Raw genomic sequence first — 24,168 nt, forward strand, 5'->3', positions numbered from 1 at the left:
TACATACATAATGGTAGTGCAGGAGGCGCAGTCTTATGATTAATCAAGAACGTTTAGTAAATGAATTTATGGAATTAGTACAAGTAGATTCTGAAACGAAATTTGAAGCAGAAATCTGCAAAGTATTAACAAAGAAATTTACAGATTTAGGTGTAGAAGTATTTGAAGATGACACAATGTCTGTAACTGGTCATGGTGCAGGTAACTTAATTTGTACTTTACCAGCAACAAAAGATGGCGTGGATACAATTTACTTTACTTCTCATATGGATACAGTAGTTCCTGGTAATGGAATTAAGCCTTCTATTAAAGATGGATATATCGTATCAGATGGTACTACAATTTTAGGTGCGGATGATAAAGCAGGATTAGCGTCAATGTTCGAAGCAATTCGTGTGTTAAAAGAGAAAAATATTCCTCATGGTAAAATTGAATTTATTATTACAGTTGGAGAAGAATCTGGACTTGTTGGTGCAAAAGCATTAGACCGTGAGCGCATTACAGCGAAATATGGTTACGCATTAGATAGCGATGGAAAAGTTGGTGAAATCGTTGTTGCAGCTCCAACACAAGCGAAAGTGAACGCAATTATTCGCGGGAAAACAGCTCATGCTGGTGTAGCACCAGAAAAAGGTGTATCTGCAATTACGATCGCAGCGAAAGCAATTGCGAAGATGCCACTTGGTCGTATTGATTCTGAAACGACTGCAAATATTGGACGTTTTGAAGGTGGTACACAAACAAATATCGTTTGTGATCATGTACAAATCTTTGCAGAGGCTCGTTCTTTAATCAACGAGAAAATGGAAGAACAAGTTGCGAAAATGAAAGAAGCATTTGAAACAACTGCAAAAGATATGGGTGGTCAAGCAGACGTTGAAATAAACGTTATGTACCCAGGATTTAAATTTGCTGATGGCGACCACGTTGTAGAAGTTGCAAAACGTGCAGCTGAAAAAATTGGTCGCACACCTTCTCTTCACCAAAGTGGTGGCGGAAGTGATGCAAACGTAATTGCAGGACACGGTATTCCAACAGTTAACTTAGCGGTTGGTTATGAAGAAATTCATACAACAAACGAGAAGATTCCTGTTGAAGAATTAGCGAAAACAGCAGAATTAGTTGTTGCAATTATTGAAGAAGTAGCGAAGTAATAAAATAAAAAAGACGTGTGAACCAATTATGGTTTACACGTCTTTTTTATTTTGATTCAACTGCTTTCACTAGGCGGATAAACCAATATAAGAAAATCCATGGCAATATATAAGTTGTTACGATACTTAGTAAACGAGGGAGGAGTCCAGCTGTATTAATATTAAAAATGGGGAGTAGTAAGTAATTAATTAAGAGGATTAATATAATAATGAGAAAGGTAGAGTTAAGTTTACTATTAGATTTCATAATAAGTCACTCATTTTACAATAATATCCATATTTTGTATTAAGTATAGCAAAAATAAGGATAAAAAGAATAAGTAATTATTATATTGTACATGAATTTGGTATAATGAAGGAACAAATGTTCTTTGGAGGGGGTAGTACTATGCGAGAAATGTATCCGAAAAATGGCCGTGTTATTTTACATGTGGATATGAATTGTTTTTTCGCATCTGTTGAAATTGCTCATGATTCATCATTACAAGGAAAGCCATTAGCGGTTGCTGGAAATGAAAAAGAGAGAAAAGGAATTATTATAACGTGTAGTTATGAGGCGAGAGAATATGGAATACGTACGACGATGCCTCTTTGGGAAGCGAAAAGGTTATGCCCACAATTAGTTGTAAGGCGTCCTAATTTCACATTATATCGTGAAGCTTCATTTCAAATGTTTCAAATCCTTTCCCGTTTTACAGAAAAGATACAACCAGTCTCTATAGATGAAGGATATTTAGATATTACAGATTGCTATGCACTCGGTTCGCCTCTTGAAATAGCAAAGATGATTCAACAAGCGTTGTTAACAGAGCTACAGCTTCCGTGTAGTATTGGGATTGCTCCAAATCTTTTTCTAGCAAAGACCGCTTCAGATATGAAAAAGCCACTTGGTATTACTGTACTTCGAAAACGTGATATTCCAGAATTGATTTGGCCACTTCCAGTTGGGGCCATGCATGGAATTGGTGAGAAAACAGCTGAAAAATTAAATGATATTCATATACAGACAATTGAACAATTGGCAAAGGGAGACGAGCATATCATTCGAGCTAAAATTGGAAAGCACGGTGTTGATTTACAAAGGCGTGCAAAAGGTATGGATGATAGAGAAGTTGATCCGAGTCAAATGGGACAGCATAAAAGTGTCGGTAATTCGACGACCTTTTCAAAGGATATGGATGAAGAGAAAGAGTTACTTGATATGTTAGAACGTTTATCAAAATCAGTGAGTAAAAGATTACAAAAGCGAACTCTTGTCAGCTATAATATTCAAATTATGATTAAATACCATGATAGGCGAACGATAACACGGAGTAAGCAATTGAAAAATGCAATTTGGGAAGAACGCGATATTTTTCAAGCAGCATCCCGTTTATGGAAGCAACATTGGGACGGTGATTCCGTTCGTTTATTAGGTGTTACAGCTACTGAAATAGAGTGGAAGACAGAATCGGTGAAACAATTAGATTTGTTTTCATTTGAAGAGGATGCGAAAAAAGAACCGCTACTTGCTGTCATTGATCAAATTAATGATAAGTATGGAACACCGCTTTTACAACGAGGTAGTCAACTACTACGTAAGCAAGAGAAGTCGTTTCAACAAAAGTTAGAAAATAAGTTTATGTAGAAGGTGTCATGAAGTAGTAAATATCATGACACCTTTCATATTTAACTCGCTTCTAAATTTAAAGAAGTCTTCCACCCAGCAGCAGTAACGCCAGATTCTAATAACATTCTACTTACTATTTTTTCAATTAAGATAGCCGCATTTGTCTTGCAATGTAATGTAGCCTGTATACAGACTTTTTGCTAAGAATCTACATCTTCACTATATAACTCTTTTAAACCGAGACATTCTGTACTTACCATGTGCATGAGTAAAAAACGAATATGTGCTTCATTTTCTTCGGAACAAGTAAGAGAAAGGAAGTAGTTTGTTTGTTTGTTTGTTCAGGTGATTCTTCTTTTGATTTTTTATTCATAAAGAGAGCGATCGGGCGAAGTAGTATATTTGCTAGTAAAACGCCGGCTGCACCTAATATAGCTGCAAGGAGAAAACCAGCGCCTGTAAGAGTACCGACAGCAGCACACCATAAAGTAGCCGCAGTATTTAATCCTCTAATACTAAAACCGTCACGGATAATCACACCGCCTTCTAAAAAGCCAATCCCACTAACAACTTGAGCAGCAATACGTGAGGGGCTAGCATCATGATCAAGCATGACGGATAATAAAACAAATATACAGGCACCAAGTGATACGAGAGCATTTGTCCGTAAACCGGCCATCCGGTGTCTCCATTGCCTTTCCATTCCGATACAAGCACCTATAATAATTGCGATAAATAATCTTAATACAATGTCATACCATACCATCATGGTCACCTCCATACATATAAGTACGTGTTATGTTTTTAAGAATGAGTGGGGAGTACCCACTCATTCTCGTTTTTATCCCGCTATTTGCGGGCAGTAAGACCAACTGCAATAGCGATAGCGAAGAAGAAAGCTTCTTGCCAATCACCTTTTGTGAATCCATTAATGAGAAGGACAATGGGCGCCATAATAAGCATGAATGTAATTAAGAGCCAGCTTACTTTGTTTACACCTTTATCAAAGCTTGTTTCTGCGCGCTTTCCGATTACTTTATTCGCTAAAGAGCCGAAATACGTATCGGTACTTGTTGAAACGACAACAGCTTTTGCGCTACCACTTACAATATTCGTACCCATAAAGCAAAGGTTTTCCATATCGAGTGGATTGAAATTTTTTTTCATATTTTTCGGTAAGATATGCTTGTTTTCTGTATGGTAGCAGTTTTCGTATTTTTCTACAGGAAGTGCATCCCCAGTTAATGAAGACTGATTAACAAATAAATCTTTAGCGGATAAAATACGCACATCAGCTGGAACGATGTCACCAGCTGAAAGTGAAATAATATCGCCAGGCACAAGTTCTTCAATTGGAATTTCTATTGTATAATTTCGATTTAAATTCGTTACGTTTTTTGTTTCGTGTACAAATCCATCTATTCTAAAGACGCTCGCGGTTGTTCGAACCATAGCCTTTAACTTATCCGCGGCTTTTTGAGAGCGGAATTCTTGTAAAAAGCGAACCGTTGAACTTAGCAGTATCATTACAGATACGACAATTTTTCCTTGCATGTCATCTGTGAAAAAAGAGAGCGCTCCAAGAGCTAATAAAACAAAAATAAATGGATTTTTAAATGCCAGCAGAAATTGAATGTACCACGGCAATGTTTTATTATGAGCAATTTCGTTCGGACCATATAAAGAAAGTCTACGGGACGCTTCTTGTTTAGAGAGTCCATTTTCTGTAGTTTCTAGAAGTTTTAATGCAGAGTTTATATCTTGTGTTGCAACTTCCACTAATACTTTGTTATTTGTTTGCATGCTATCTTGATCGTAAGCATGCTTTGCTTCTTGTCTTTGTAAATTTAACATCGGTAGTTCCTTCTTTGTCATGAAGGAGGAAACAATCTGTTACTCGACTATTTAAAATTAGGAGGAACAGCTTCTTTCCTACCTACATGATGAAATATGAACGTAAAACATATGGGTATCTGGGCCGAATCATCACTTGCCACTGTTCCTCACCTCCGTCCAATTTAATAGTTTTTGAATATGCTATGTTTGTTTCATAGTCAGGTGCATAAAGACATAAAAAAGACCTTTACTCACAACGAGTAAAGGTCTGAATTCACAGTTAAAAAACGTCCACACGAAAGCCTGTTAGTAAACATAGCTAAAAACAGTTTTTGTGTATGACAAAATACATGCACCTCTCCCTCGTTGAGTTTTAGCACTGTATAGCATAGGTACTGAAACCAGCTACGTTAAAAAAGGCCTTCATTCCGACCTTTCCTGTTGACCCATTGGCGTCTCTCGACATTTTTGGGCAGCAGCGTTTCTCTATACAGGAGCCTCACCTAACAGAGACCATATTCAATTACATGTTGAATGTTAGCACTGTAAAATCGTAGTGTCAATATCTTTTTAATCTGTTTTTTTGAAAAATCAAATAGATTTATGAAGGGTATATAGTATGAAATAAGTTGTATTTTTTGAGAATAAGTTGGAAAAATAAAAAATAATGAACATAAATAAAAAGCACTCATTACAGTGCTTTTTATAATAGATTATGAGATTGTAGGATTTTCAAAAATAACAATTTCTGAGTTATTTGTTGTTGAAACGCGTTGTGCGTAATATGTTAAAGCTGAAGAAATATATGTTGGTAATGTCTCATTTGTATGTGATGTTGTATATTCATGGATTAATTCTTTTAAAGTCGTCCATTCTAATTGTGCTGGGTGATCAGACACGAAAGAACTTACCCAGCGATCAAATGAAGATGAAAAATCAGTTTGTAAACGAAATACTTCTTTCATAATAAAACGCTCCCTTAAAATGTAGTACAATCATTTTACCACAAAACACGAACGATAGCTAAATTTTTTGAGTATAACGTTCGTGTTATATAGTTGTCTAGATGATTGGTTATGTAAATTCAATTTGCCATTTGAAATAACATTCCGTAAGATGAAAGATAGATTATATAAAGAGCTGGAGGAAAGAAAGTGGAATTTGTATTTTTAGGAACTGGTGCAGGTGTTCCTTCAAAAGGAAGGAATGTTTCAGCAATTGCTTTGCAGTTGTTAGAAGAACGAGGACAGACTTGGTTATTTGACTGTGGCGAGGCGACGCAACATCAAATACTACATACGTCTGTACGTCCACGCCGCATTGAAAAAATATTTATTACGCATTTACATGGCGATCATATTTTTGGATTGCCGGGTTTATTGGGTAGCCGTTCGTTTCAAGGTGGAACAACAAAATTAACAGTGTACGGACCAAAAGGAATTAAACAATTTATTGAAGTGGCATTATCAGTAAGTACGACACATGTGAAATATCCACTTGAAATCGTTGAGATAACAGAAGAAGGTACTGTGTTTGAAGATAATGAGTTTTATGTAGAAACGAAAAAATTGTCACATGGCATTGAATGTTTTGGATATCGTATTGTAGAGAAAGATATACAAGGTGTTCTTTTAGTCGATAAATTGCTTGAAATGGGAGTGAAACCAGGGCCAATCTTTAAGCGTTTAAAAGATGGAGAAGTAGTTGAATTAGAGAATGGTACGATACTAAATGGAAAAGATTTTATCGGTCCGCCTCAAAAGGGAAGAATTATTACCATTTTAGGTGATACACGATATTGCGAAGCGAGTAGAGAGCTAGCACAAAATGCTGATGTACTTGTTCATGAAGCAACTTTTGCGGCAGACGATGAACAACAAGCGCATGATTATTTTCATTCCACATCTAAGCAAGCTGCGAGCATTGCACTTCATGCAAATGCGAAACGATTAATATTAACTCACATTAGTTCTCGTTATCAAGGAGATACATATAAGGAATTATTGAAAGAGGCACGAGAGTTATTTCCTAATACAGAAATAGCGACAGATTTAAAATCATTTCCAGTAGAAAAATAATGATTTTTTGAAAAATGGTAACATTAGGTTACCATTTTTTTATGTCTAAAAAATTTTAAAAATAAAACTGTTATTATTTTATACTTAAACTTGGATGATACAGAAACTTAGAATGGTTTGAATATATAGGATAAAAATACGTAATAATGATTATTTAGAAAAACTGTTATATAAGTCAGATGACATACAAGTAATACAAATAGCAGAAAGGGACTTTTATTCAGAACTTTTAAAATTCAACAAAAGTAAGCGTTTTATAAAAAACAAGCTATAATGAGGGCAGATTACAATTTATTATAAGTCACATGCATATTAGTCATTGTCGTAACAAGTGAAGTTGACTAAAACATGAGAGAGTAATATGGAGATTATAATAGGAAAGATATCATTATTTGTACTAAGTCTTTTTTACTTTTTAGCTAAACGGTATGATTAGCTAGTGTAGCTGTTGCAAGTGCTTTAGTAGAAGCTTTTTTAATAATAAGTTGGTGGGGATTTAATTGGTATACCACTCTTTAAAAGAGTTCAGAACATCAGCAGGTAGTCTAGGTTGAGTAGCGGGTGCAAATTTAGTTGTATTAACAATGGTTATATCACCTGTTTATGCTATGCTTGCAATGGCTTCTGTGTTAAACTTTGGATTGCTACCAGGATTTATTGCTGGTTATCTTATATCGTTTTAAATGAAAGTAATGCTATATTTCTTATGTATTATGGTATCTGGTATTATTTCAGGATATTGGTTCATTTTATTCAAAAACTATCCAATTCGTACAGCGGAACAAATTCGTGGTAGAACTGGAACAGCAACAAATGTGGCAGCTTAATAAAATAGTAGAATAAATTTTTTTCATAGAGGTTTAGGGGGAGTTATGATGAAGTACCGCTCAGTGTTTGATATTATTGGTCCGGTTATGATTGGTCCATCAAGTTCACATACAGCAGGCGCGGCAAGAATGGGGCAAGTTGCTCGTCAGCTGTTTCGTCATGAGCCAGAGAGAGTTAGCATTTCATTATATGGTTCATTTGCAAAAACATACCGTGGTCACGGTACGGATGTAGCGCTAATCGGTGGAATACTTGGATTTGAAACAGATGATTTACGTATTCCAAGTGCGTTAGATATTGCAAAAGAACGCGGGATTGAAGTGGAATTCATTGAAGAAGATGCAAATGCTCCGCATCCAAATACAGCGAAAATTCGTCTGTATAAAGGTGAAGAGGAAATTGAAGTTGTTGCTTGCTCAATTGGTGGCGGTAAAATTGAAGTTGTAGAATTAAACGGATTCGATCTTCAATTAACAGGCACGAGTCCAGCACTACTTATTGTAAATAACGATCGCTTTGGTGCTATCGCAGCTGTAGCTTCCATTCTTGCGAAACACGAGATTAACATTAGTACAATGAGCGTTTCTCGTAAAGAAAAAGGAAGAAGAGCGCTTATGGTCATTGAAACAGATGAATTGTTAGCAGATGAAGTGATTGAAGAAATAAAAGGGCAACAAAATATTTGTCAAGTAACTATTATGGATTAATTGCAGGGGGGACACACCATGTTTCGGAACGCAGCGGAACTAGTGGCGCAAGCTAAAGAACAAAATGTAAAAATCGCAGAAATTATGATTCAATGTGAAATGGAAACAAGACATATTTCACGTGAAGAAGTAATTGCTGGTATGGAAAAGAACTTAGTCGTGATGGAACAAGCAGTAGAACGTGGTATTCGCGGCGTGAAATCACCAACTGGTTTAACTGGCGGTGATGCTGTAAAAGTTCAAGCGTATATGAAGAGCGGAAAAGGCTTATCTGGAGATACGATTTTGGACGCAGTGAGTAAAGCTGTTGCAACAAATGAAGTAAACGCGGCGATGGGGATTATTTGTGCAACACCAACAGCAGGTTCTGCTGGAACAGTGCCAGGTGTACTGTTTGCACTGAAAGAAAAATTACAACCTACACGTGAAGAAATGATTGAATTTTTATTTACAGCAGGAGCTTTCGGTATGGTAGTTGCGAATAATGCTTGTATTTCTGGTGCGGCAGGAGGATGCCAAGCAGAAGTTGGTTCAGCAAGTGGAATGGCAGCGGCAGCAGCAGTTGAGATGGCTGGTGGAACACCAGATCAAGCAGCTACAGCGATGGCAATTTCATTAAAGAATATGCTTGGTTTAGTGTGCGATCCTGTTGCAGGACTTGTAGAAGTACCTTGTGTAAAGCGTAATGCAGCGGGTGCTTCAAATGCGATGATTTCAGCGGATTTATCATTAGCTGGTGTAACGAGTACAATTCCATGTGATGAAGTGATTGAGGCAATGTTTAGAATCGGACAAACGATGCCAGTAGCACTTCGTGAAACAGCTGAAGGCGGGCTTGCAGCAACACCGACAGGTCGTCGTCTACAAGAAGAGATTTTTGGAAAGAGTAATAACTAAAAGTATATGATGATAAAAAATGGAGCTCAAGTAAGATTGAGCTCCATTTTTATTTTTCTTTTGTGAGTTGTTCCAATGTTTTTCCAAGATCATATGATCGTTTCGTTGCCTGTGTAATACAAGAAACGAGTGCTTGTTGAAATTTACTTTCCTGTAATACTTCAATGCCTGCTTCGGTAGTTCCGCCAGGAGATGTAATTTCCTTTCGCAAAATAGAAGGGTGTTTTTCGCTTGCTTTTAGCATTTCAGCAGCACCAATCATCGTCTGAAGAATAAGCGATTTTGCAACATCTTCTTTTAAACCAATTTTTTTTGCGGCGTCTTCCATCGCCTCTACTACGTAATAAATATAAGCTGGTCCACTTCCAGACAATGCAGTGACAGCATGCATATCTTCTTCCTCTACAACAGAGACGAGACCGACCGTTTCAAATAAAGATTTTGCAGTTTGAATATGTTCCGCTGTTGTATGTTTTGAAGGCGAAATAGCGGTAGCTGATTTTAAAATAGCGGCAGATGTATTTGGCATTGCACGAATGATCGGAACGTTTTTTTGAAGTAGGTTTCTAATCGAGTGAGTAGAAACACCTGCTAATAACGAAATAATAAGCAAATCCTCATTTATATATTCTTTAAGAGGGGTAAGCGCTTCTGCAACATCCTTTGGTTTCATTGCTAGAAAAAGAATATTTGTATTAGCAAGTAGTTCTTTTTTGTTATGCGTACCTTTGACACCATATTTTGTATGTAGCTCTTGTAACCTTGTCTCGTTAGAACGATTACTTACGGTAATTTGTTCTCCTTTAACTACATTTGCGTGTAACAATCCACCAATAATCGCTTCGGCAATAGAGCCTGCACCGAGAAAGGATATGTTTTGAATAGACATGATGTTCCTCCTTTAAACTTGGTTAGAAATACTTATAAATGTACATACATTCGGTTTTTTATAGAAAACACCTCTTTTTATCTGAAAATAATGACAAATTTATGTAGAAGTTGTAAACTGAAGAGGTATTCATTTTTGAACCGGAAAGAGTCAGGGGGGGCTAAGCATGACGGCGATTCACCGAATGGAGATTCCTGTGCCATTTGCAGTTGAGACTATGAATGTGTTTTTAGTTGAGGGGGAGACATTAACATTAATTGATACAGGGACGAATACAGAAGAGGCAAAAAATGCGTTAGAAAGTCAATTAGGTACATTAGGTTATACGATAGAAGATATTGAAACGGTAGTGATTACGCATCATCATGCGGATCATTGTGGACTTTTAAATATATTTTCTGAGAAAACGAATATTATTGGACACCCTTGGAATGAGCCGTGGATCACGCAAAATCCAGAGTTTTTAAAGCGGTATCATGAGTTTTTTAGAGAGACAGCCTTGCAGTTCGGTGTTCCAGCAGCATTTTTGAATGACGAGGCATTATTGACGACAAGGACACTTAAATATTCTTGTAATAGATCGTTAACACATACTGTGAGAGAGGGGGATCGTATTGATTCTTTACCTGGGTTTACAGTAATTGAAACCCCAGGTCATGCTTCTACTCATATTTCTTTATATAGAGAATCCGATGGGATATTAATTGGTGGGGATGCTCTCATTAGTCATATTTCTTCAAATCCAATATTAGAACCACCATATGAAGGGCAAACGGAAAGAGCACGTCCATTGCTACAATACAATCAAACGTTAAAACGTTTAAGTGAAATGAATATTTCACGTATTTTATCAGGGCATGGGGAAGATGTTCTAAATGTGAAACAACTTATTGAAACGAGGTTACAAAAGCAAGAAACACGTGCATTTAAAGTACTTGAGTTATTAAAGGAAAAACCGATGACAGCATTTGAAGTATGTGTGAAGCTATTTCCAGTATTATATAAAGAACAATTGCCGCTTACTATCTCCGAAACTGTTGGACAATTAGACTTTTTAGCATATAATCAACAAGTGATGATTGATGAATCTTCGCAACAATTGATTTATTATGCAAAGTAGGTGACAGCAATGACAGGACGCTTACAAAAAAAAGTAATCGTCATTACAGGCGCTTCTAGTGGAATTGGAGAGCAAGTTGCAATGCAAGTTGCAGAGCAGGGAGCGACTCCAGTATTAATGGCTCGAACAGAGGAGAAACTACAAGCGTTAGCAGACAAAATAAAAAAAACTTATAATACGCCTTGCTATTATTATGTATTAGACGTAAGTGAAGAGACGAAAGTACAATCTGTTTTTTCAAAGGTATTACAAGAAGTGGGACGTATTGATATATTGGTAAACAATGCGGGTTTTGGTATTTTTAAAACGTTTGAAGAGGCATCAATGGATGAAGTAAAGGATATGTTCCAAGTAAATGTATTTGGACTAGTAGCTTGTACGAAAGCGGTATTACCTTATATGGTAAAAAGAAACGAAGGACATATAATTAATATAGCTTCACTTGCTGGGAAAATTGCAACTCCGAAATCGAGTGCGTATGCAGCAACGAAACATGCCGTATTAGGGTTTACGAATAGTTTGCGCATGGAATTATCGAATACAGATATTTATGTAACAGCAATTAACCCAGGACCGATAGATACGAACTTTTTTGAAATAGCTGATCAATCTGGTACATATGTAAAAAATATGGGACGTTACATGTTAAAACCAACATATGTAGCAGAACAAATCGTAAAGGCGATGCAAACGAAAAAACGTGAAGTGAATTTGCCGAAGTGGATGGGAATGGGGCCTAAGCTCTATGCGTTATTCCCTAGTTTATTTGAACGTGTAGCAGGAAAATCATTAAGTAAAAAATAGGAGATTTCCATATGGAAATCTCCTATTTTTTTTATTTTCCAGTCACATAATCGTAAACGGTATCCTCAATTGCCTCGTATACGTCAATTTCATTATTCGAATGAATAATCACTTGAATATGTTTTACTAACATTTCCTGATCCTCTTTTGATACAGGATTGCATTGATATTGCTGAAAACTTTTTATAATCATTTTCTCAATTAACTTTTCGTTCATATTTTTCCCCGCCTGTATGTACGTATGTATTGTTTTATTGTACTTGAAGTGAAATGAAAAAACTACCATGCACTATTCTTGTATAAAAATTCGGTTGAGTATATTGTTTTTCTAGTAAAATTAAGTTTTTTTAGTTTTAAAAATTTATAAATATTTAATTGACTCTATAAATATACAATATTATAATCATACTTAATCTAAAGAATCAATATGAGGAGGAACTTATGAAAGTCGCAATTATTGGAGCAACTGGATATGGAGGTATTGAATTAATTCGGTTATTAGAGCAGCATCCGTATTTTTCGATATCATCTCTCCATTCTTTTTCGCAAGTTGGTGAGTGTATAGCGAATGTATATCCACATTTTCGAAATATCCTTGTCCATACGTTACAAGAAATTGATGTGGAGGAAATAGAGAAGGAAGCAGAAATTGTATTTTTAGCAACCCCAGCAGGTGTATCGGCAGAATTGACTCCAAAGTTATTACAGGTAGGTTTAAAAGTAATTGACCTATCTGGAGACTTTCGTATGATAGATCCCTCATCGTATGAACTGTGGTATAAAAGGCCAGCTGCACAAGAAGAAATTCTTAGAAAAGCAGTGTATGGGTTAAGTGAATGGAAAAGGACTGAGATTCAAAAGGCAAATTTAATTGCAAACCCAGGATGTTTTGCTACAGCTGTATTATTAGCGATAGCGCCGTTAATGCGTAGCGGCATAATTGAAGAAGATTCCATTATTATTGATGCGAAATCAGGAGTATCTGGAGCGGGCAAAACGCCAACAACAATGACTCACTTTCCTGAGTTATATGATAACTTACACATTTATAAAGTTAATCAGCATCAGCATATTCCTGAGATTGAGCAAATGCTTGCAGAGTGGAATAGTGAAATGAAGCCAATCACGTTTAGTACACATTTAATACCGATATCACGGGGGATTATGATTACACTTTATGCGAAAGTGAAAAAGGAAATGAAAATAGAGCAGCTTCAAAAATTGTATGAAGAAACGTATGAATACTCAGCTTTCGTTCGAGTTCGCTCTCATGGAGAATTTCCAAGTCCGAAAGAAGTAAGGGGCTCAAATTATTGTGATATTGGGGTAGCTTACGATGAAAGAACAGAAAGAGTTACGGTCGTTTCTGTTATAGACAATATGATGAAAGGTGCGGCTGGGCAAGCGATTCAAAACGCAAATGTATTAGCGGGATTGGAAGAGACAACAGGTTTACAGCATATGCCGCTTTATCCATAAGGGGGACATGATGATTAAAGTAGCGTCTATTACAAAATTAGAAAGTGGTTCAATTGTAACGCCGAAAGGCTTTTCGGCAATCGGTACTAGCAATGGTTTGAAAAAGGAGAAAAAGGATTTAGGTGCAATCGTTTGTGACGTACCAGCATCGTGCGCCGCTGTTTATACAACAAATCAAATACAAGCAGCACCCCTGCAAGTAACGAAAGATAGTATAGCAACTGAAGGGAAATTACAAGCAATTATCGTTAATAGCGGAAATGCAAATGCTTGTACAGGAATGAAAGGTTTGCAAGACGCTTACGAGATGCGCGCATTAGGGGCAGAACATTTTGGTGTAAAAGAAAATTACGTTGCGGTCGGTTCAACTGGTGTAATTGGAGTACCTTTACCGATGGATAGCATCCGCAAGGGAGTTACATCTCTTATACCGACAAAAGAAGTAAGTGAAGCTCATTCTTTTTGTGAAGCAATTTTAACGACGGATCTTATAACGAAAGAAACTTGTTATGAGATGATTATTGATGGAAAAGAAGTGACTATCGCTGGTGTTGCTAAAGGTTCAGGAATGATTCATCCGAATATGGCAACGATGCTTAGTTTTATTACAACAGATGCCAATATAGAGCATGAAGTATTGCAAACAGCATTATCACAAATTACGAATCATACATTTAACCAAATTACGGTAGATGGAGATACTTCTACAAATGATATGGTCATCGTTATGGCAAGTGGATTGTCGGAAACGAAACCAATCAATATGGAACACACAGATTGGGAAACTTTCGTATTTACTTTACAGAAGGTATGTGAAGATTTAGCAAAAAAAATTGCACAAGATGGTGAAGGTGCTACGAAGTTAATAGAAGTAAATGTGCTAGGGGCTAAAGCGAGTGAAGAGGCAAAGAAAATTGCAAAGCAAATAGTTGGTTCAAGTCTTGTGAAAACCGCAATACACGGTGAAGACCCAAATTGGGGGCGAATTATTAGCAGTATTGGACAAAGTGAAGTAACGATTAATCCAAATACAATTGATATTACTCTTCAATCTATCGTTGTGCTAAAAAATAGTGAACCTCAAATATTTTCTGAAGAGGAAATGAAAATGAAATTAAAAGAACATGAAATTATTATTGATGTGTATTTACATGTAGGAAAAGAGACCGGATCAGCTTGGGGATGCGACTTAAGTTATGATTATGTAAAAATAAACGCTTGTTATCGTACATAAGGAGAGAGAAGATGAGTGATTATATCGTAATTAAATGCGGCGGTAGCATGTTGGATCAATTAAATGATGTGTTTTTTGATTGTATAAAGAAATTGCAACAGAAGTATAAGGTAGTGATTGTCCATGGTGGTGGACCAGAAATTGATGCCAAATTAAAAGAGTGTCATATCAAAGTGGAAAAAAGAGATGGATTACGAGTAACACCAAAAGAAGTGAGGGATGTTGTTCAAATGGTGCTATGTGGTAGTACAAATAAAAAGTTTGTAATGAATTTACAAAAGAATAATTTACTGGCCGTAGGGCTTTCAGGGTGTGATGGTAATTTACTTCAAGTTCAACCTGTCAGCGAAGAAATAGGATATGTAGGAGAGGTAAGTTATGTAGAAACAACCTTATTAAAAAAATTAATAGATATGAATTATATTCCTGTTATTGCCCCAATCGGAATAAATGATAATGAGGTGTATAACATAAATGCGGATACTGCTGCAGCTGGGATTGCGGATGCGCTATCCGCAAAAGAACTTATTTTCATTACAGATGTAGATGGGATATTACATGAAGGGAAATTGGTAAAGAAAACAGATGAGTCTGAAATTGCAACTTTTATAGAAAAAGGTGTTATTACAGGCGGGATGATTCCGAAAGTACAGGCGGCACTTACATCATTAAAAATGGGAGTACAAAAGGTAAGTATTGTGAATGGTACAAAGGATTTTACTGAGGTCACAGGCGAGTGTATCGGAACGACGGTAACGAAAGGCGTGAGTATTGTATGACGAGTCATCTTTTTCAAACGTATGGAAGAAGAAACGTTGAGTTTGTAAAGGGGAATGGAACGAAAGTTATTGATAAACATGGTAAGCAATATGTAGATTTCACTTCTGGTATTGGAGTATGTAATTTAGGACATTGTCATCCTACTGTTGTAAAGGCGGTTGAAAAGCAACTTGGAGACATATGGCATATATCGAATTTATTTACAAACTCCTTACAAGAAGAGGTTGCATCGTTAGTAACAGAAAATACAGCATTAGATTATGTGTTTTTTTGTAATAGCGGGGCAGAGGCGAATGAAGCAGCTTTAAAGCTAGCTCGTAAGCATACTGGAAAATCTCTAGTCGTAACATGTGAGCAGTCTTTTCACGGTAGAACATTTGGAACGATGAGTGCAACAGGTCAAGATAAGGTGAAAGAAGGGTTTGGTCCACTACTTCCGTCTTTTTTACATATCCCTTTTAACGATATACAAGCATTAGAGGAAGTAATGAATGAAGAAGTTGCAGCAGTAATGATAGAAGTTGTTCAAGGAGAGGGCGGAATCATACTAGCTGATTCGTTTTTTTTGAAAGAAATCGAAATATTATGTAATAAGTACGGTTCTCTATTTATTATAGACGAAGTACAAACGGGTATAGGAAGAACCGGAACACTATTCGTTTACGAACAGATGGGAATAAAACCTGATATCGTTACTATCGCTAAGGCTCTTGGAAATGGTATTCCCGTTGGAGCAGTAATTGGTAGGAAAGAACTGGGCTCTTCTTTTAATGCGGGATCACACGGTTCAACTTTTGGAGGGAATTATATTGCGATGACTGCTGCGAAAGAAGTGTTACAGGTAAGCAAGGAACCATCCTTTTTAAAAGACGTACAGGAAAAGGGCGAATACGTATTAAAGAGATTGCAAGAAGAGTTATGTCATGTCGAATGTATTCAAAATATTCGTGGCAAGGGGCTTATGATTGGAATCGAATGTAAGCATGAAGTTTCAAATTTTATAGAACAACTTGAAAAAGACGGGCTACTCGTATTACAAGCAGGGCCTAATGTCATAAGACTATTACCGCCACTCATTGTAACGAATGAAGAGTTAGAACAGGCAGTATATATGATAAAAAAAGTAGTTTGTACAAAAAACGTATCAATCATATAAGGGGGAAATTTCATGTCAACTGTACAAGTACCGAAATTAAATACGAAAGATCTTTTAACACTAGAAGAATTAACGAAAGAAGAAATTATTTCTTTAATTGAGTTCGCTATATATTTAAAAAAGAATAAGCAAGAGCCTTTATTACAAGGTAAAATATTAGGGCTTATCTTTGATAAACATTCAACTCGTACTCGTGTATCTTTTGAAGCAGGAATGGTACAGCTCGGAGGACATGGAATGTTTTTAAGTGGGAAGGAGATGCAAATCGGAAGAGGAGAGACCGTTTCTGATACTGCGAAAGTACTGTCTCATTATATTGATGGGATTATGATACGTACATTCTCACACGCGGATGTAGAAGAGCTGGCAAAAGAATCGAGCATTCCTGTTATTAATGGATTAACGGATGATCATCATCCTTGTCAAGCATTAGCAGATTTAATGACGATATATGAAGAAGTGAATACATTTAAAGGAATTAAATTGGCTTATGTAGGTGATGGGAATAATGTGTGTCATTCGTTACTGTTAGCGAGTGCAAAAGTCGGAATGAATATGACTGTGGCAACACCCGTAGGGTATGAACCGAATGAGGAAATTGTTAAAAAAGCGTTAGCGATTGCTAAAGAAACAGGCGCTGAAATTGAAATTTTGCATAATCCTGAATTAGCGGTACAGGAAGCAGATTTTATTTATACTGATGTTTGGATGAGTATGGGGCAAGATGGAGAAGAAGAGAAATATACTTTATTTCAACCTTATCAAATCAATAAAGAACTTGTTATGCATGCAAAGCAAACATATCGTTTCTTACACTGTTTACCTGCTCATCGTGAAGAAGAAGTAACAGGAGAAATTATTGATGGACCACAGTCTATCGTTTTTGAGCAAGCTGGTAATCGATTACATGCTCAAAAAGCATTATTAGTAAGTTTATTTAATAATGTAGAAGAACCTTCCTAAAAGGAAGGTTCTTTATATTAAAATGTCGGATGTATATTTGGTTAATCAATTTTATATCATTTATAATAGAAAGAGAAAACTAAATTTGTTATTCAGTGCGTGTAAGGACATACTACATATAAAATATAGTTAAAGAGATGATGAGAGTGAAAACAACTAAGCAAACATATTCGTTTTTTCAGCGGATGTGGAGAATATTAAAGTTTCAATATTATAAGTTGCTTCGATCGCCAGAAGGAGCAAAGAAAGTGTCGTTAGGTTTTGCTATTGGTTTTGGTTTAGAAATGTTAGTAATTTATACAGCATCGCTCGTATATGTAATATTTTATCCAATCGTTCGATTAGCAAAAGGATCATTTCCTGCTGCGGTTATTGGCAATATTATTGGGAAAATATCGTTTCTCCCAGTGTTTTTATTTCCGCTTGCGTATGCGCTAGGGAAAATGATTTATCCATTTCATGTACAAAAAATACATCATGAACCATTCACGATATCGGACTTGTTTTCAAGTCACATTTTCACGATGTTAAAGAGCTTATTACAAAGTGAAGTATATGTATTAATTGGAATGACAATTTTAGGAGTTGTATTCGGTGTAGTTTCATATTTCGTTGTGCATTATTTATATGAAAAGAATCGTAAGTTACGTTTGAAGAACAGAAAGAAAAAAGTGAGAGAACCACTTGTACAAATATAAAGAATGGCACATTCATTTTCTCCTTTGAATATGTTTAAGAAAAAGGGGGAGAGAATGGATGTATTATTACTATGTACCTCAAGTATACCCATATATAAATTATTATCCGGTAAATGATCTGAGACAGCAAGTTGGAGTGTATCAACAGCAACAATTTCAGCAATTGCCACAAATACCACCACAACAATCGACGCAAGATCAAAAACCATATTTAACGACATGGCCATATTCAAATGTATACTACGGTAACTATTATGAATCATAAAGCTGCTTCTATTTAGAAGCAGCTTTATGCGTTTGTTTTCAAAATTAAATTTTGAATGGTTTGAAGAGATTGAATGAGCTTTTCGCGCTCTTCCTCAGATAATGTTTGGAAATTTTCTTTTAGTTTGTCTAAAATGAATTGCTGATACTGATTTACTAATAATTTCCCTTCAGCTGTTAGAGAAATTAAAATGACCCGTCGATCTTTTTCGCTATAATGACGCTCTATTAGTTCCTCTTGAATAAGTTTGTTTAATAGAGGTGTCATGTTAGGCCTTGAAATCGCTAGCCGCTTGCCGATTTCGGAAACTGCTAATGTGCCATTTTCATGCAAAAGTAGTAATACTTGTGTATGTGATGGCGGCATATGTCTTTGAGAAGAAAATTCTCCAGGAAGCATAAATTTGCGATAAAAAAGAGGCACTAGCGAAAGAAGATGATCAACAATACGTTCCCACTCGCGTGATTCCATATAAAGGCCCCCTTCCACTTTCATTGTAACAAAAAAGACATGGTATAAAAATAGAATTGTTTCACAGCAGCTTTAATATTTGTAGGATAACACTTGCTTTGTAAATGTATTAGCAATAATCGCATAGCCGTTATCATTTGGGTGCACTTGGTCAAATAGTAAATCTTTTTTATCATTCGATATTAATTTACGAATTGGTAAAACGATTGACGGTTGATTTGCTTTTGAAATGGAATAAACGGATTCATTCCATCCGTCTAAAAACATGTCTGCATAACTTGCGATGGAGTCATCGAGTTGTAACGGGTTATAGAGTTCTGAGAGAATGAGTAAAGCGTTCGGATTTTGATCTCGAACTGTCTTTACAATAGTTTTTATATCCGCTTCAAAATGAGCTTTTTCTTTATTTAACATTTTAATACCATCTATAACACCGACATCACGATTTAAGCGAAATAAATTATTTCCTCCAATATTAATCGTAATTATATTTGCAGCTCTAATTTTTTGCTTTACATCTTCTGATTGAACTTTTTTAGCGAGACGATCTGTAGTAAGGCCGTTTATCCCAAGATTTTCTACTGTAATTGGTTTATGAATTTGTGCTTCTATTTGTCTGGAAGCTAATTCAGCAAATCCACCTTGTGTCGATCCATATCCTTTAGCTAGTGAATCACCTAATACGAGGTGATAAAAGGAGTCGTTTGTTTGCTTATCAATCCAACTTGGAGCAGATGTTTTCTCTGTTTTGTCTTCAGGTTCGTTTTGTTTTGTCTCATCGTTCTTTTCAAAATTAGAATAAGAAATGATTAGAAGGAGGAGACAAACAACTATTAAGATGACTTTTTTCATAAATTCATCCTCCTTGTAATTGGTAATTGTATCATATTCAGCAGTATTAGCAATGTAAGGGCATATTATATGTTTATGAAAAGTTTACAATAACTTTACAGAAAATTTGTTGAAGTTTGTCAAAAAATATTGACGATACGAAAGAGTTTTATATATGATAATGTCAGATAAGGTGAAATGCTACTTAGTGGGAGCTTTATCTCCTGTTAATTGTTAGTCTTCATCAATCGAGCGTTTAAGGGGACTACTCGTTAGCGCAGGATGAAATGAAAATCGTGTCTCTAATAGAAGAAAAAAGGTATGTGATTATGGACCGATAGGGATTCATTTCATTATTTCTGGTAATTGTATAAGGGGGATTTTTTGTGAAAAAGTCAAAAAAAATGCTAGCTGGAGCAACTCTTGCTATAGGTGTAATAGCGCCGCAAGTACTGCTAACAACAGCTCATGCGGATGAGAATACTGGGGAGAGTACAGTTAACTTACGAATTCTAGAAACATCAGATATTCATGTTAACTTAATGAATTACGATTATTATCAAACGAAAACAGATAATAAAGTAGGTCTCGTGCAAACGGCAACACTTGTTAATAAAGCACGTGAAGAAGCGAAGAACTCTGTCCTATTTGATGATGGGGATGCATTACAAGGGACACCGCTTGGAGATTATGTAGCGAATAAAATAAACGATCCGAAAAATCCTGTGGATCCTAGTTATACACATCCATTATATCGTGTAATGAATTTAATGAAGTATGACGTCATCTCTCTTGGGAATCATGAATTTAACTATGGTTTAGATTATTTAAACAAAGTGATTAGTAAAACAAAGTTCCCGGTTATTAACTCGAACGTCTATAAAGATGATAAAGATAATAATGAAGAGAACGACCAAAATTACTTTAAACCATATCATATTTTTGAAAAAGAAGTAGAAGATGAATCAGGTCAAAAACAGAAGGTGAAAATTGGGGTAATGGGATTTGTTCCACCTCAAGTTATGAACTGGGATAAAGCAAATTTAGAAGGAAAAGTTAAAGCGAAAGATATAGTTGAAACAGCGAAGAAAATGGTGCCGAAAATGAAAGCGGAAGGTGCAGATGTTATCGTTGCACTAGCGCATTCTGGTGTTGATAAGAGTGGATACAACGTTGGCATGGAAAACGCATCGTATTATTTAACAGAAGTTACTGGTGTAGATGCAGTATTAATGGGACATTCACATACTGAAGTGAAGGATGTATTTAATGGTGTTCCAGTTGTAATGCCTGGTGTGTTTGGAAGTAACTTAGGTATTATTGATATGCAATTGAAAAAGGTAAACGGAAAATGGGAAGTACAAAAAGAGCAATCCAAGCCACAACTTCGTCCGATTGTTAATAATGAAGGTAATGTAGGACCTGATCAAAATTTAGTTAATGAAATTAAAGATGATCATCAAGCGACAATTGATTATGTGAATACAGCTGTAGGAAAAACGACAGCGCCAATTAATAGTTATTTCTCATTAGTACAAGATGATCCTTCTGTGCAACTTGTGACAAATGCCCAAAAATGGTATGTCGAAAAGTTGTTTGCTGAAAATGGACAATATAGTAAATATAAAGGAATACCAGTTTTATCTGCAGGGGCACCATTTAAAGCAGGTGGCCGAAACGGTGCTACATATTATACGGATATTCCAGCTGGAACGTTAGCAATTAAAAACGTTGCAGATTTATATGTATATCCAAATACTTTATATGCTGTAAAAGTAAATGGAGCGCAAGTGAAAGAATGGCTTGAAATGTCTGCAGGTCAGTTTAATAAAATTGATCCAAAGGAAACGAAAGAACAGCCGTTAGTAAATATAGGCTATCCTACATATAACTTTGATATTTTAGATGGTTTAAAATACGAAATTGATGTGACGCAACCAGCGAAATACGATAAAGATGGAAAAGTTGTAAATGCAAATACGAATCGTATTATAAATATGACGTATGAAGGTAAGCCAGTAGCTGACAATCAAGAATTTATCGTCGCTACAAATAACTATCGTGGAAGTAGCCAAACGTTCCCAGGTGTAAGTAAAGGGGAAGTTGTATACCAATCACAAGATGAAACACGTCAAATCATTGTGAAGTATATGCAAGAAACACCAGTTATTAATCCAGCAGCCGATCAAAACTGGACATTTAAGCCGATTGTTGCAGATAAATTAAATACAACATTTGATTCTTCACCAAATGCACAAAAGTATATAAAGAAAGATGGGAAAATATCATATGTTGGACCATCTGAAAATGAATTTGCTAAATATGCAATTGATATAACGAAGAAGAACGATGGTGGAGAAAAACCAACAACACCACCAACAGGTGAAGGTAATAATGGAGGAAATCCAACGACACCACCAACAGGTGAAGGCAATAATGGAGGGGATCCAACGACACCACCAACAGGTGAAGGTAATAATGGAGGGAATCTAACGACACCACCAACAAATGAAGGTAATAGTGGAAACAATGCAGGATCTGGACAAACTACAACAGATGATCAAAATACAAAAGAAACAACGACAACTGTAAGTGAAAATAAAGAAGCTGACAAAGATGAACGTGATTTACCGAAAACAGGTGCAAGTGTTGCTTCTACAATTGGAGCGGGTCTTGCATTTGTTGGAGCGGGATTACTTATGTTATTTAGAAGAAAGAAAGCAAATAGATAGTAAAGTGTTGTATAAAAAAAGGATTACCGCAATCGGTAATCCTTTTTTTACTTGTATATTATGAAACTGGTACTGCTTTTTCTTTTTTCCATGAAAGACCGAATCCAGTAAAGCCGACGATAATGGTTACAACTGGACAAGCTAAACAGAAGATTGTGTATGGCAGGTAATCGAATGTTGGAACGCTAAGGACGTTTGTTAAGAATACGCCACTTACACCCCATGGTACGAGTGGATTAATTACTGTACCAGCATCTTCTAGTACTCGTGATAAATTACGACGTTCTAAACCAACTTCATCGTATTTGTTAGCGAATGCTTGTCCTGTTAAAACGATTGACAAGTATTGTTCGCCGAGTAAGAAGTTTACACCAATTGCAGTTGAAGCAGTAGAAATAATTAAGCGTGTACTATTTTTAACAAAGCTAGAGATGATATTCATCAGCTGCGCGATAATACCCATCCCTTGTAGTAATCCTCCCATGCAAAGAGCTAGGAAAATAAGGGCAACGGACATCATCATACTTTGTAAACCGCCGCGAGATAATAAGCTATCAATATCTTTTATACCAGTTTTAGAAACGTAACCGTCCTGCATAATTTTCATTAAATCAGTTAGAGATGTACTAGGTTTGAAAATAAAGAGAATAATGATTCCTACTACGATTCCAGCAAGTAATGTTGGAACTGCTGGAACCTTTTTGAATGCGAATAGGAACAGTAATAAAATTGGAATAAGTGTAACGATAGAAATTGTTGCATTTTTTTCTAACGTGCTAATAAAGGATGTGAAATCAACATTGCCTCCAGATCCACTGCCTAAAATGAAATATGCAATAAAAGCAATAATGAAAGCTGGAACTGTCGTCCAAAGCATGTTACGAATATGTTCAAATAAATCTACACCGGTTACAGCAGGAGCTAAGTTTGTTGTATCAGATAAAGGAGACATTTTATCCCCAAAGAATGCACCAGAAATAATTGCACCAGCGATAAGCGCTGGATCGTATCCAAGAGCACTACCCATGCCCATAAAGGCAAGTCCTACAGTTGCAGCAGTTGTAAATGCACTACCGATACTCGTTCCAACAATCGCACAAACAACAAAAACAGTTGGAACGAAAATTTTCGGAGATACAAGTTGGAAGCCGTATACCATTAAAGTTGGAATTGTTCCAGCTGCGATCCATACACTAATTAATACGCCTACAAGTAAGAAAATAAAAATAGATGGAATCCCCGCTGAAATACTACTGATCATCCCTTTTTCCATAGTAGACCAAGAGATTTTTTTCATAAACCCAAACGCTAATAAAATAACGATACCGAATAAAATCGGGATATGCGGTGAAACTTCTAATTGAATAACACTAAAACCAATACAGAAAAAGATAAAAATTGTTAAAAGAACAGATTCAATTTTTGAAACCATTGTTTTCCCCTCCTAATTAATCGAGAATAGCCTTTTTTATATAAAATTCGCCAATATTGTATATTTCCTTTTAAATTTTAGAATTTTTTGACAAATTACCGGTAATTTGTTAATACTTCTATATGATACGGAAATGATTGGATAAAAAAACGTCCCTGCATATAATTATGCAGGGACGAAGAAATCGCGGTACCACCCTAGCTTG

23 protein-coding genes, 2 pseudogenes and 1 riboswitch are annotated in these 24,168 nt (G+C 36.0%); of the genes and pseudogenes, 16 read left to right on the forward strand and 9 right to left on the reverse strand.

All coding sequences use genetic code 11. From position 1 onward, the window contains the following. Nucleotides 1-35: 35 nt before the first annotated feature. Nucleotides 36-1,154: a tripeptidase T gene (locus DPQ31_RS22085; RefSeq protein ID WP_000609820.1), complete on the forward strand. Its 1,119-nt coding sequence runs from the start codon at nucleotides 36-38 to the stop codon at nucleotides 1,152-1,154. Between the two features lie 46 nt (nucleotides 1,155-1,200). Here DPQ31_RS22085 and DPQ31_RS22090 read toward each other — a convergent pair whose 3' ends face one another. Then, entirely contained in the window at nucleotides 1,201-1,401 is a 201-nt protein-coding gene (locus DPQ31_RS22090; protein WP_002093303.1) for a hypothetical protein, read from the reverse strand. A gap of 141 nt (nucleotides 1,402-1,542) precedes the next feature. Between DPQ31_RS22090 and DPQ31_RS22095 the strand changes: the two genes are divergently transcribed. Continuing rightward, nucleotides 1,543-2,781 (forward strand): DNA polymerase IV, encoded by a 1,239-nt coding sequence (locus DPQ31_RS22095; protein ID WP_097957988.1) that lies wholly within the window; start codon nucleotides 1,543-1,545, stop codon nucleotides 2,779-2,781. Nucleotides 2,782-2,822: 41 nt separating this feature from the next. Here DPQ31_RS22095 and DPQ31_RS22100 read toward each other — a convergent pair. The 3 genes and pseudogenes from DPQ31_RS22100 to DPQ31_RS22110 form a co-directional block, all read right to left on the reverse strand. Then, nucleotides 2,823-3,529 (reverse strand): annotated as a pseudogene (locus DPQ31_RS22100) (MgtC/SapB family protein). Between the two features lie 95 nt (nucleotides 3,530-3,624). Then, nucleotides 3,625-4,617: pseudogene (locus tag DPQ31_RS22105) on the reverse strand (cation-transporting P-type ATPase); the annotation flags it as partial. 332 nt (nucleotides 4,618-4,949) lie between these two features. Beyond that, a riboswitch (M-box (ykoK) riboswitch) is annotated at nucleotides 4,950-5,117 on the reverse strand. Nucleotides 5,118-5,312: 195 nt separating this feature from the next. Beyond that, a complete protein-coding gene (locus DPQ31_RS22110) occupies nucleotides 5,313-5,564 on the reverse strand; it encodes a DUF3932 family protein (protein ID WP_000665711.1) in 252 nt (83 codons plus the stop codon). Nucleotides 5,565-5,753: 189 nt separating this feature from the next. Between DPQ31_RS22110 and rnz the strand changes: the two genes are divergently transcribed. The 4 genes from rnz to sdaAA all read left to right on the forward strand — a co-directional run bounded on the left by rnz (nucleotide 5,754) and on the right by sdaAA (nucleotide 9,109). Further along, nucleotides 5,754-6,677 carry a ribonuclease Z gene (rnz, locus tag DPQ31_RS22115; protein WP_000397436.1) on the forward strand — a complete coding sequence of 308 codons (924 nt, stop codon included), beginning with the start codon at nucleotides 5,754-5,756 and terminating at the stop codon, nucleotides 6,675-6,677. 683 nt (nucleotides 6,678-7,360) lie between these two features. Then, nucleotides 7,361-7,504 carry a hypothetical protein gene (locus DPQ31_RS22120; RefSeq protein ID WP_000867046.1) on the forward strand — a complete coding sequence of 48 codons (144 nt, stop codon included), beginning with the start codon at nucleotides 7,361-7,363 and terminating at the stop codon, nucleotides 7,502-7,504. 48 nt (nucleotides 7,505-7,552) lie between these two features. Beyond that, nucleotides 7,553-8,212, forward strand: a complete 660-nt coding sequence (gene sdaAB / locus DPQ31_RS22125; protein WP_000877455.1) for an L-serine ammonia-lyase, iron-sulfur-dependent subunit beta — start codon at nucleotides 7,553-7,555, stop codon at nucleotides 8,210-8,212. 18 nt (nucleotides 8,213-8,230) lie between these two features. After that, nucleotides 8,231-9,109, forward strand: a complete 879-nt coding sequence (gene sdaAA, locus DPQ31_RS22130; protein ID WP_000489451.1) for an L-serine ammonia-lyase, iron-sulfur-dependent, subunit alpha — start codon at nucleotides 8,231-8,233, stop codon at nucleotides 9,107-9,109. Nucleotides 9,110-9,158: 49 nt separating this feature from the next. On the opposite strand, the gene proI is transcribed toward sdaAA, so the two are convergent. Next, nucleotides 9,159-9,998 carry a pyrroline-5-carboxylate reductase ProI gene (proI, locus tag DPQ31_RS22135; RefSeq protein WP_208730998.1) on the reverse strand — a complete coding sequence of 280 codons (840 nt, stop codon included), beginning with the start codon at nucleotides 9,996-9,998 and terminating at the stop codon, nucleotides 9,159-9,161. A gap of 166 nt (nucleotides 9,999-10,164) precedes the next feature. Here proI and DPQ31_RS22140 point away from each other — a divergent pair, with 166 nt between their 5' ends. Beyond that, nucleotides 10,165-11,118 (forward strand): MBL fold metallo-hydrolase, encoded by a 954-nt coding sequence (locus tag DPQ31_RS22140; RefSeq protein WP_208731000.1) that lies wholly within the window; start codon nucleotides 10,165-10,167, stop codon nucleotides 11,116-11,118. A gap of 9 nt (nucleotides 11,119-11,127) precedes the next feature. After that, a complete protein-coding gene (locus DPQ31_RS22145) occupies nucleotides 11,128-11,922 on the forward strand; it encodes an SDR family oxidoreductase (protein WP_208731002.1) in 795 nt (264 codons plus the stop codon). A gap of 31 nt (nucleotides 11,923-11,953) precedes the next feature. On the opposite strand, the gene DPQ31_RS22150 is transcribed toward DPQ31_RS22145, so the two are convergent. Continuing rightward, nucleotides 11,954-12,139 carry a YqzH family protein gene (locus DPQ31_RS22150; RefSeq protein ID WP_001003215.1) on the reverse strand — a complete coding sequence of 62 codons (186 nt, stop codon included), beginning with the start codon at nucleotides 12,137-12,139 and terminating at the stop codon, nucleotides 11,954-11,956. Nucleotides 12,140-12,363: 224 nt separating this feature from the next. Between DPQ31_RS22150 and argC the strand changes: the two genes are divergently transcribed. From argC to DPQ31_RS22185, 7 genes are all read left to right on the forward strand, one after another. Then, the gene (gene argC / locus DPQ31_RS22155) at nucleotides 12,364-13,401 is read left to right on the forward strand and encodes an N-acetyl-gamma-glutamyl-phosphate reductase (RefSeq protein WP_208731003.1); all 1,038 of its coding nucleotides are present in this window, start codon (nucleotides 12,364-12,366) and stop codon (nucleotides 13,399-13,401) included. Between the two features lie 10 nt (nucleotides 13,402-13,411). Next, nucleotides 13,412-14,635, forward strand: a complete 1,224-nt coding sequence (gene argJ, locus DPQ31_RS22160; RefSeq protein WP_141555925.1) for a bifunctional glutamate N-acetyltransferase/amino-acid acetyltransferase ArgJ — start codon at nucleotides 13,412-13,414, stop codon at nucleotides 14,633-14,635. Nucleotides 14,636-14,646: 11 nt separating this feature from the next. Further along, a complete protein-coding gene (gene argB, locus DPQ31_RS22165) occupies nucleotides 14,647-15,414 on the forward strand; it encodes an acetylglutamate kinase (protein ID WP_097957995.1) in 768 nt (255 codons plus the stop codon). Continuing rightward, complete coding sequence (locus DPQ31_RS22170) at nucleotides 15,411-16,571, forward strand: acetylornithine transaminase (protein ID WP_208731005.1); 1,161 nt, start codon at nucleotides 15,411-15,413, stop codon at nucleotides 16,569-16,571. The genes argB and DPQ31_RS22170 overlap by 4 nt, the downstream gene beginning before the upstream one ends. 12 nt (nucleotides 16,572-16,583) lie before the next feature. Then, complete coding sequence (argF, locus tag DPQ31_RS22175) at nucleotides 16,584-17,534, forward strand: ornithine carbamoyltransferase (RefSeq protein WP_000108847.1); 951 nt, start codon at nucleotides 16,584-16,586, stop codon at nucleotides 17,532-17,534. 137 nt (nucleotides 17,535-17,671) lie between these two features. After that, nucleotides 17,672-18,232, forward strand: a complete 561-nt coding sequence (locus tag DPQ31_RS22180) for a DUF2062 domain-containing protein (protein WP_002059978.1) — start codon at nucleotides 17,672-17,674, stop codon at nucleotides 18,230-18,232. A gap of 58 nt (nucleotides 18,233-18,290) precedes the next feature. Continuing rightward, complete coding sequence (locus DPQ31_RS22185; protein WP_000291937.1) at nucleotides 18,291-18,497, forward strand: hypothetical protein; 207 nt, start codon at nucleotides 18,291-18,293, stop codon at nucleotides 18,495-18,497. A gap of 24 nt (nucleotides 18,498-18,521) precedes the next feature. Here DPQ31_RS22185 and DPQ31_RS22190 read toward each other — a convergent pair whose 3' ends face one another. Both DPQ31_RS22190 and DPQ31_RS22195 read right to left on the reverse strand, forming a co-directional pair. After that, nucleotides 18,522-18,968, reverse strand: coding sequence for a MarR family winged helix-turn-helix transcriptional regulator (locus DPQ31_RS22190; protein ID WP_000445820.1), 447 nt, complete (start codon nucleotides 18,966-18,968; stop codon nucleotides 18,522-18,524). 72 nt (nucleotides 18,969-19,040) lie between these two features. Continuing rightward, nucleotides 19,041-19,820 carry a GDSL-type esterase/lipase family protein gene (locus DPQ31_RS22195; RefSeq protein ID WP_000755809.1) on the reverse strand — a complete coding sequence of 260 codons (780 nt, stop codon included), beginning with the start codon at nucleotides 19,818-19,820 and terminating at the stop codon, nucleotides 19,041-19,043. Between the two features lie 365 nt (nucleotides 19,821-20,185). On the opposite strand from DPQ31_RS22195, the gene cpdB reads away from it, so the two are divergent. Then, nucleotides 20,186-22,531, forward strand: a complete 2,346-nt coding sequence (gene cpdB, locus DPQ31_RS22200; RefSeq protein WP_208731008.1) for a bifunctional 2',3'-cyclic-nucleotide 2'-phosphodiesterase/3'-nucleotidase — start codon at nucleotides 20,186-20,188, stop codon at nucleotides 22,529-22,531. A gap of 58 nt (nucleotides 22,532-22,589) precedes the next feature. Here the strand turns inward: cpdB and nhaC are convergent, their stop codons facing one another. Beyond that, a complete protein-coding gene (nhaC, locus tag DPQ31_RS22205) occupies nucleotides 22,590-23,963 on the reverse strand; it encodes a Na+/H+ antiporter NhaC (RefSeq protein WP_199631936.1) in 1,374 nt (457 codons plus the stop codon). Nucleotides 23,964-24,168 lie beyond the last annotated feature (205 nt).

This window comes from Bacillus sp. COPE52, from assembly GCF_003355115.1.
GTDB classification, from domain to species: domain Bacteria; phylum Bacillota; class Bacilli; order Bacillales; family Bacillaceae_G; genus Bacillus_A; species Bacillus_A toyonensis.

What these genes read in the sequence shown, in the direction of transcription:
- DPQ31_RS22085 (WP_000609820.1), top strand. Translation starts at nt 36, where the DNA reads ATGATTAATCAAGAACGTTTAGTAAATGAATTTATGGAATTAGTACAA.
- DPQ31_RS22090 (WP_002093303.1), bottom strand. Translation starts at nt 1,401, where the DNA reads ATGAAATCTAATAGTAAACTTAACTCTACCTTTCTCATTATTATATTA.
- DPQ31_RS22095 (WP_097957988.1), top strand. Translation starts at nt 1,543, where the DNA reads ATGCGAGAAATGTATCCGAAAAATGGCCGTGTTATTTTACATGTGGAT.
- DPQ31_RS22110 (WP_000665711.1), bottom strand. Translation starts at nt 5,564, where the DNA reads ATGAAAGAAGTATTTCGTTTACAAACTGATTTTTCATCTTCATTTGAT.
- DPQ31_RS22120 (WP_000867046.1), top strand. Translation starts at nt 7,361, where the DNA reads ATGAAAGTAATGCTATATTTCTTATGTATTATGGTATCTGGTATTATT.
- sdaAB (WP_000877455.1), top strand. Translation starts at nt 7,553, where the DNA reads ATGAAGTACCGCTCAGTGTTTGATATTATTGGTCCGGTTATGATTGGT.
- sdaAA (WP_000489451.1), top strand. Translation starts at nt 8,231, where the DNA reads ATGTTTCGGAACGCAGCGGAACTAGTGGCGCAAGCTAAAGAACAAAAT.
- proI (WP_208730998.1), bottom strand. Translation starts at nt 9,998, where the DNA reads ATGTCTATTCAAAACATATCCTTTCTCGGTGCAGGCTCTATTGCCGAA.
- DPQ31_RS22140 (WP_208731000.1), top strand. Translation starts at nt 10,165, where the DNA reads ATGACGGCGATTCACCGAATGGAGATTCCTGTGCCATTTGCAGTTGAG.
- DPQ31_RS22145 (WP_208731002.1), top strand. Translation starts at nt 11,128, where the DNA reads ATGACAGGACGCTTACAAAAAAAAGTAATCGTCATTACAGGCGCTTCT.
- DPQ31_RS22150 (WP_001003215.1), bottom strand. Translation starts at nt 12,139, where the DNA reads ATGAACGAAAAGTTAATTGAGAAAATGATTATAAAAAGTTTTCAGCAA.
- argC (WP_208731003.1), top strand. Translation starts at nt 12,364, where the DNA reads ATGAAAGTCGCAATTATTGGAGCAACTGGATATGGAGGTATTGAATTA.
- argJ (WP_141555925.1), top strand. Translation starts at nt 13,412, where the DNA reads ATGATTAAAGTAGCGTCTATTACAAAATTAGAAAGTGGTTCAATTGTA.
- argB (WP_097957995.1), top strand. Translation starts at nt 14,647, where the DNA reads ATGAGTGATTATATCGTAATTAAATGCGGCGGTAGCATGTTGGATCAA.
- DPQ31_RS22170 (WP_208731005.1), top strand. Translation starts at nt 15,411, where the DNA reads ATGACGAGTCATCTTTTTCAAACGTATGGAAGAAGAAACGTTGAGTTT.
- argF (WP_000108847.1), top strand. Translation starts at nt 16,584, where the DNA reads ATGTCAACTGTACAAGTACCGAAATTAAATACGAAAGATCTTTTAACA.
- DPQ31_RS22180 (WP_002059978.1), top strand. Translation starts at nt 17,672, where the DNA reads ATGATGAGAGTGAAAACAACTAAGCAAACATATTCGTTTTTTCAGCGG.
- DPQ31_RS22185 (WP_000291937.1), top strand. Translation starts at nt 18,291, where the DNA reads ATGTATTATTACTATGTACCTCAAGTATACCCATATATAAATTATTAT.
- DPQ31_RS22190 (WP_000445820.1), bottom strand. Translation starts at nt 18,968, where the DNA reads ATGGAATCACGCGAGTGGGAACGTATTGTTGATCATCTTCTTTCGCTA.
- DPQ31_RS22195 (WP_000755809.1), bottom strand. Translation starts at nt 19,820, where the DNA reads ATGAAAAAAGTCATCTTAATAGTTGTTTGTCTCCTCCTTCTAATCATT.
- nhaC (WP_199631936.1), bottom strand. Translation starts at nt 23,963, where the DNA reads ATGGTTTCAAAAATTGAATCTGTTCTTTTAACAATTTTTATCTTTTTC.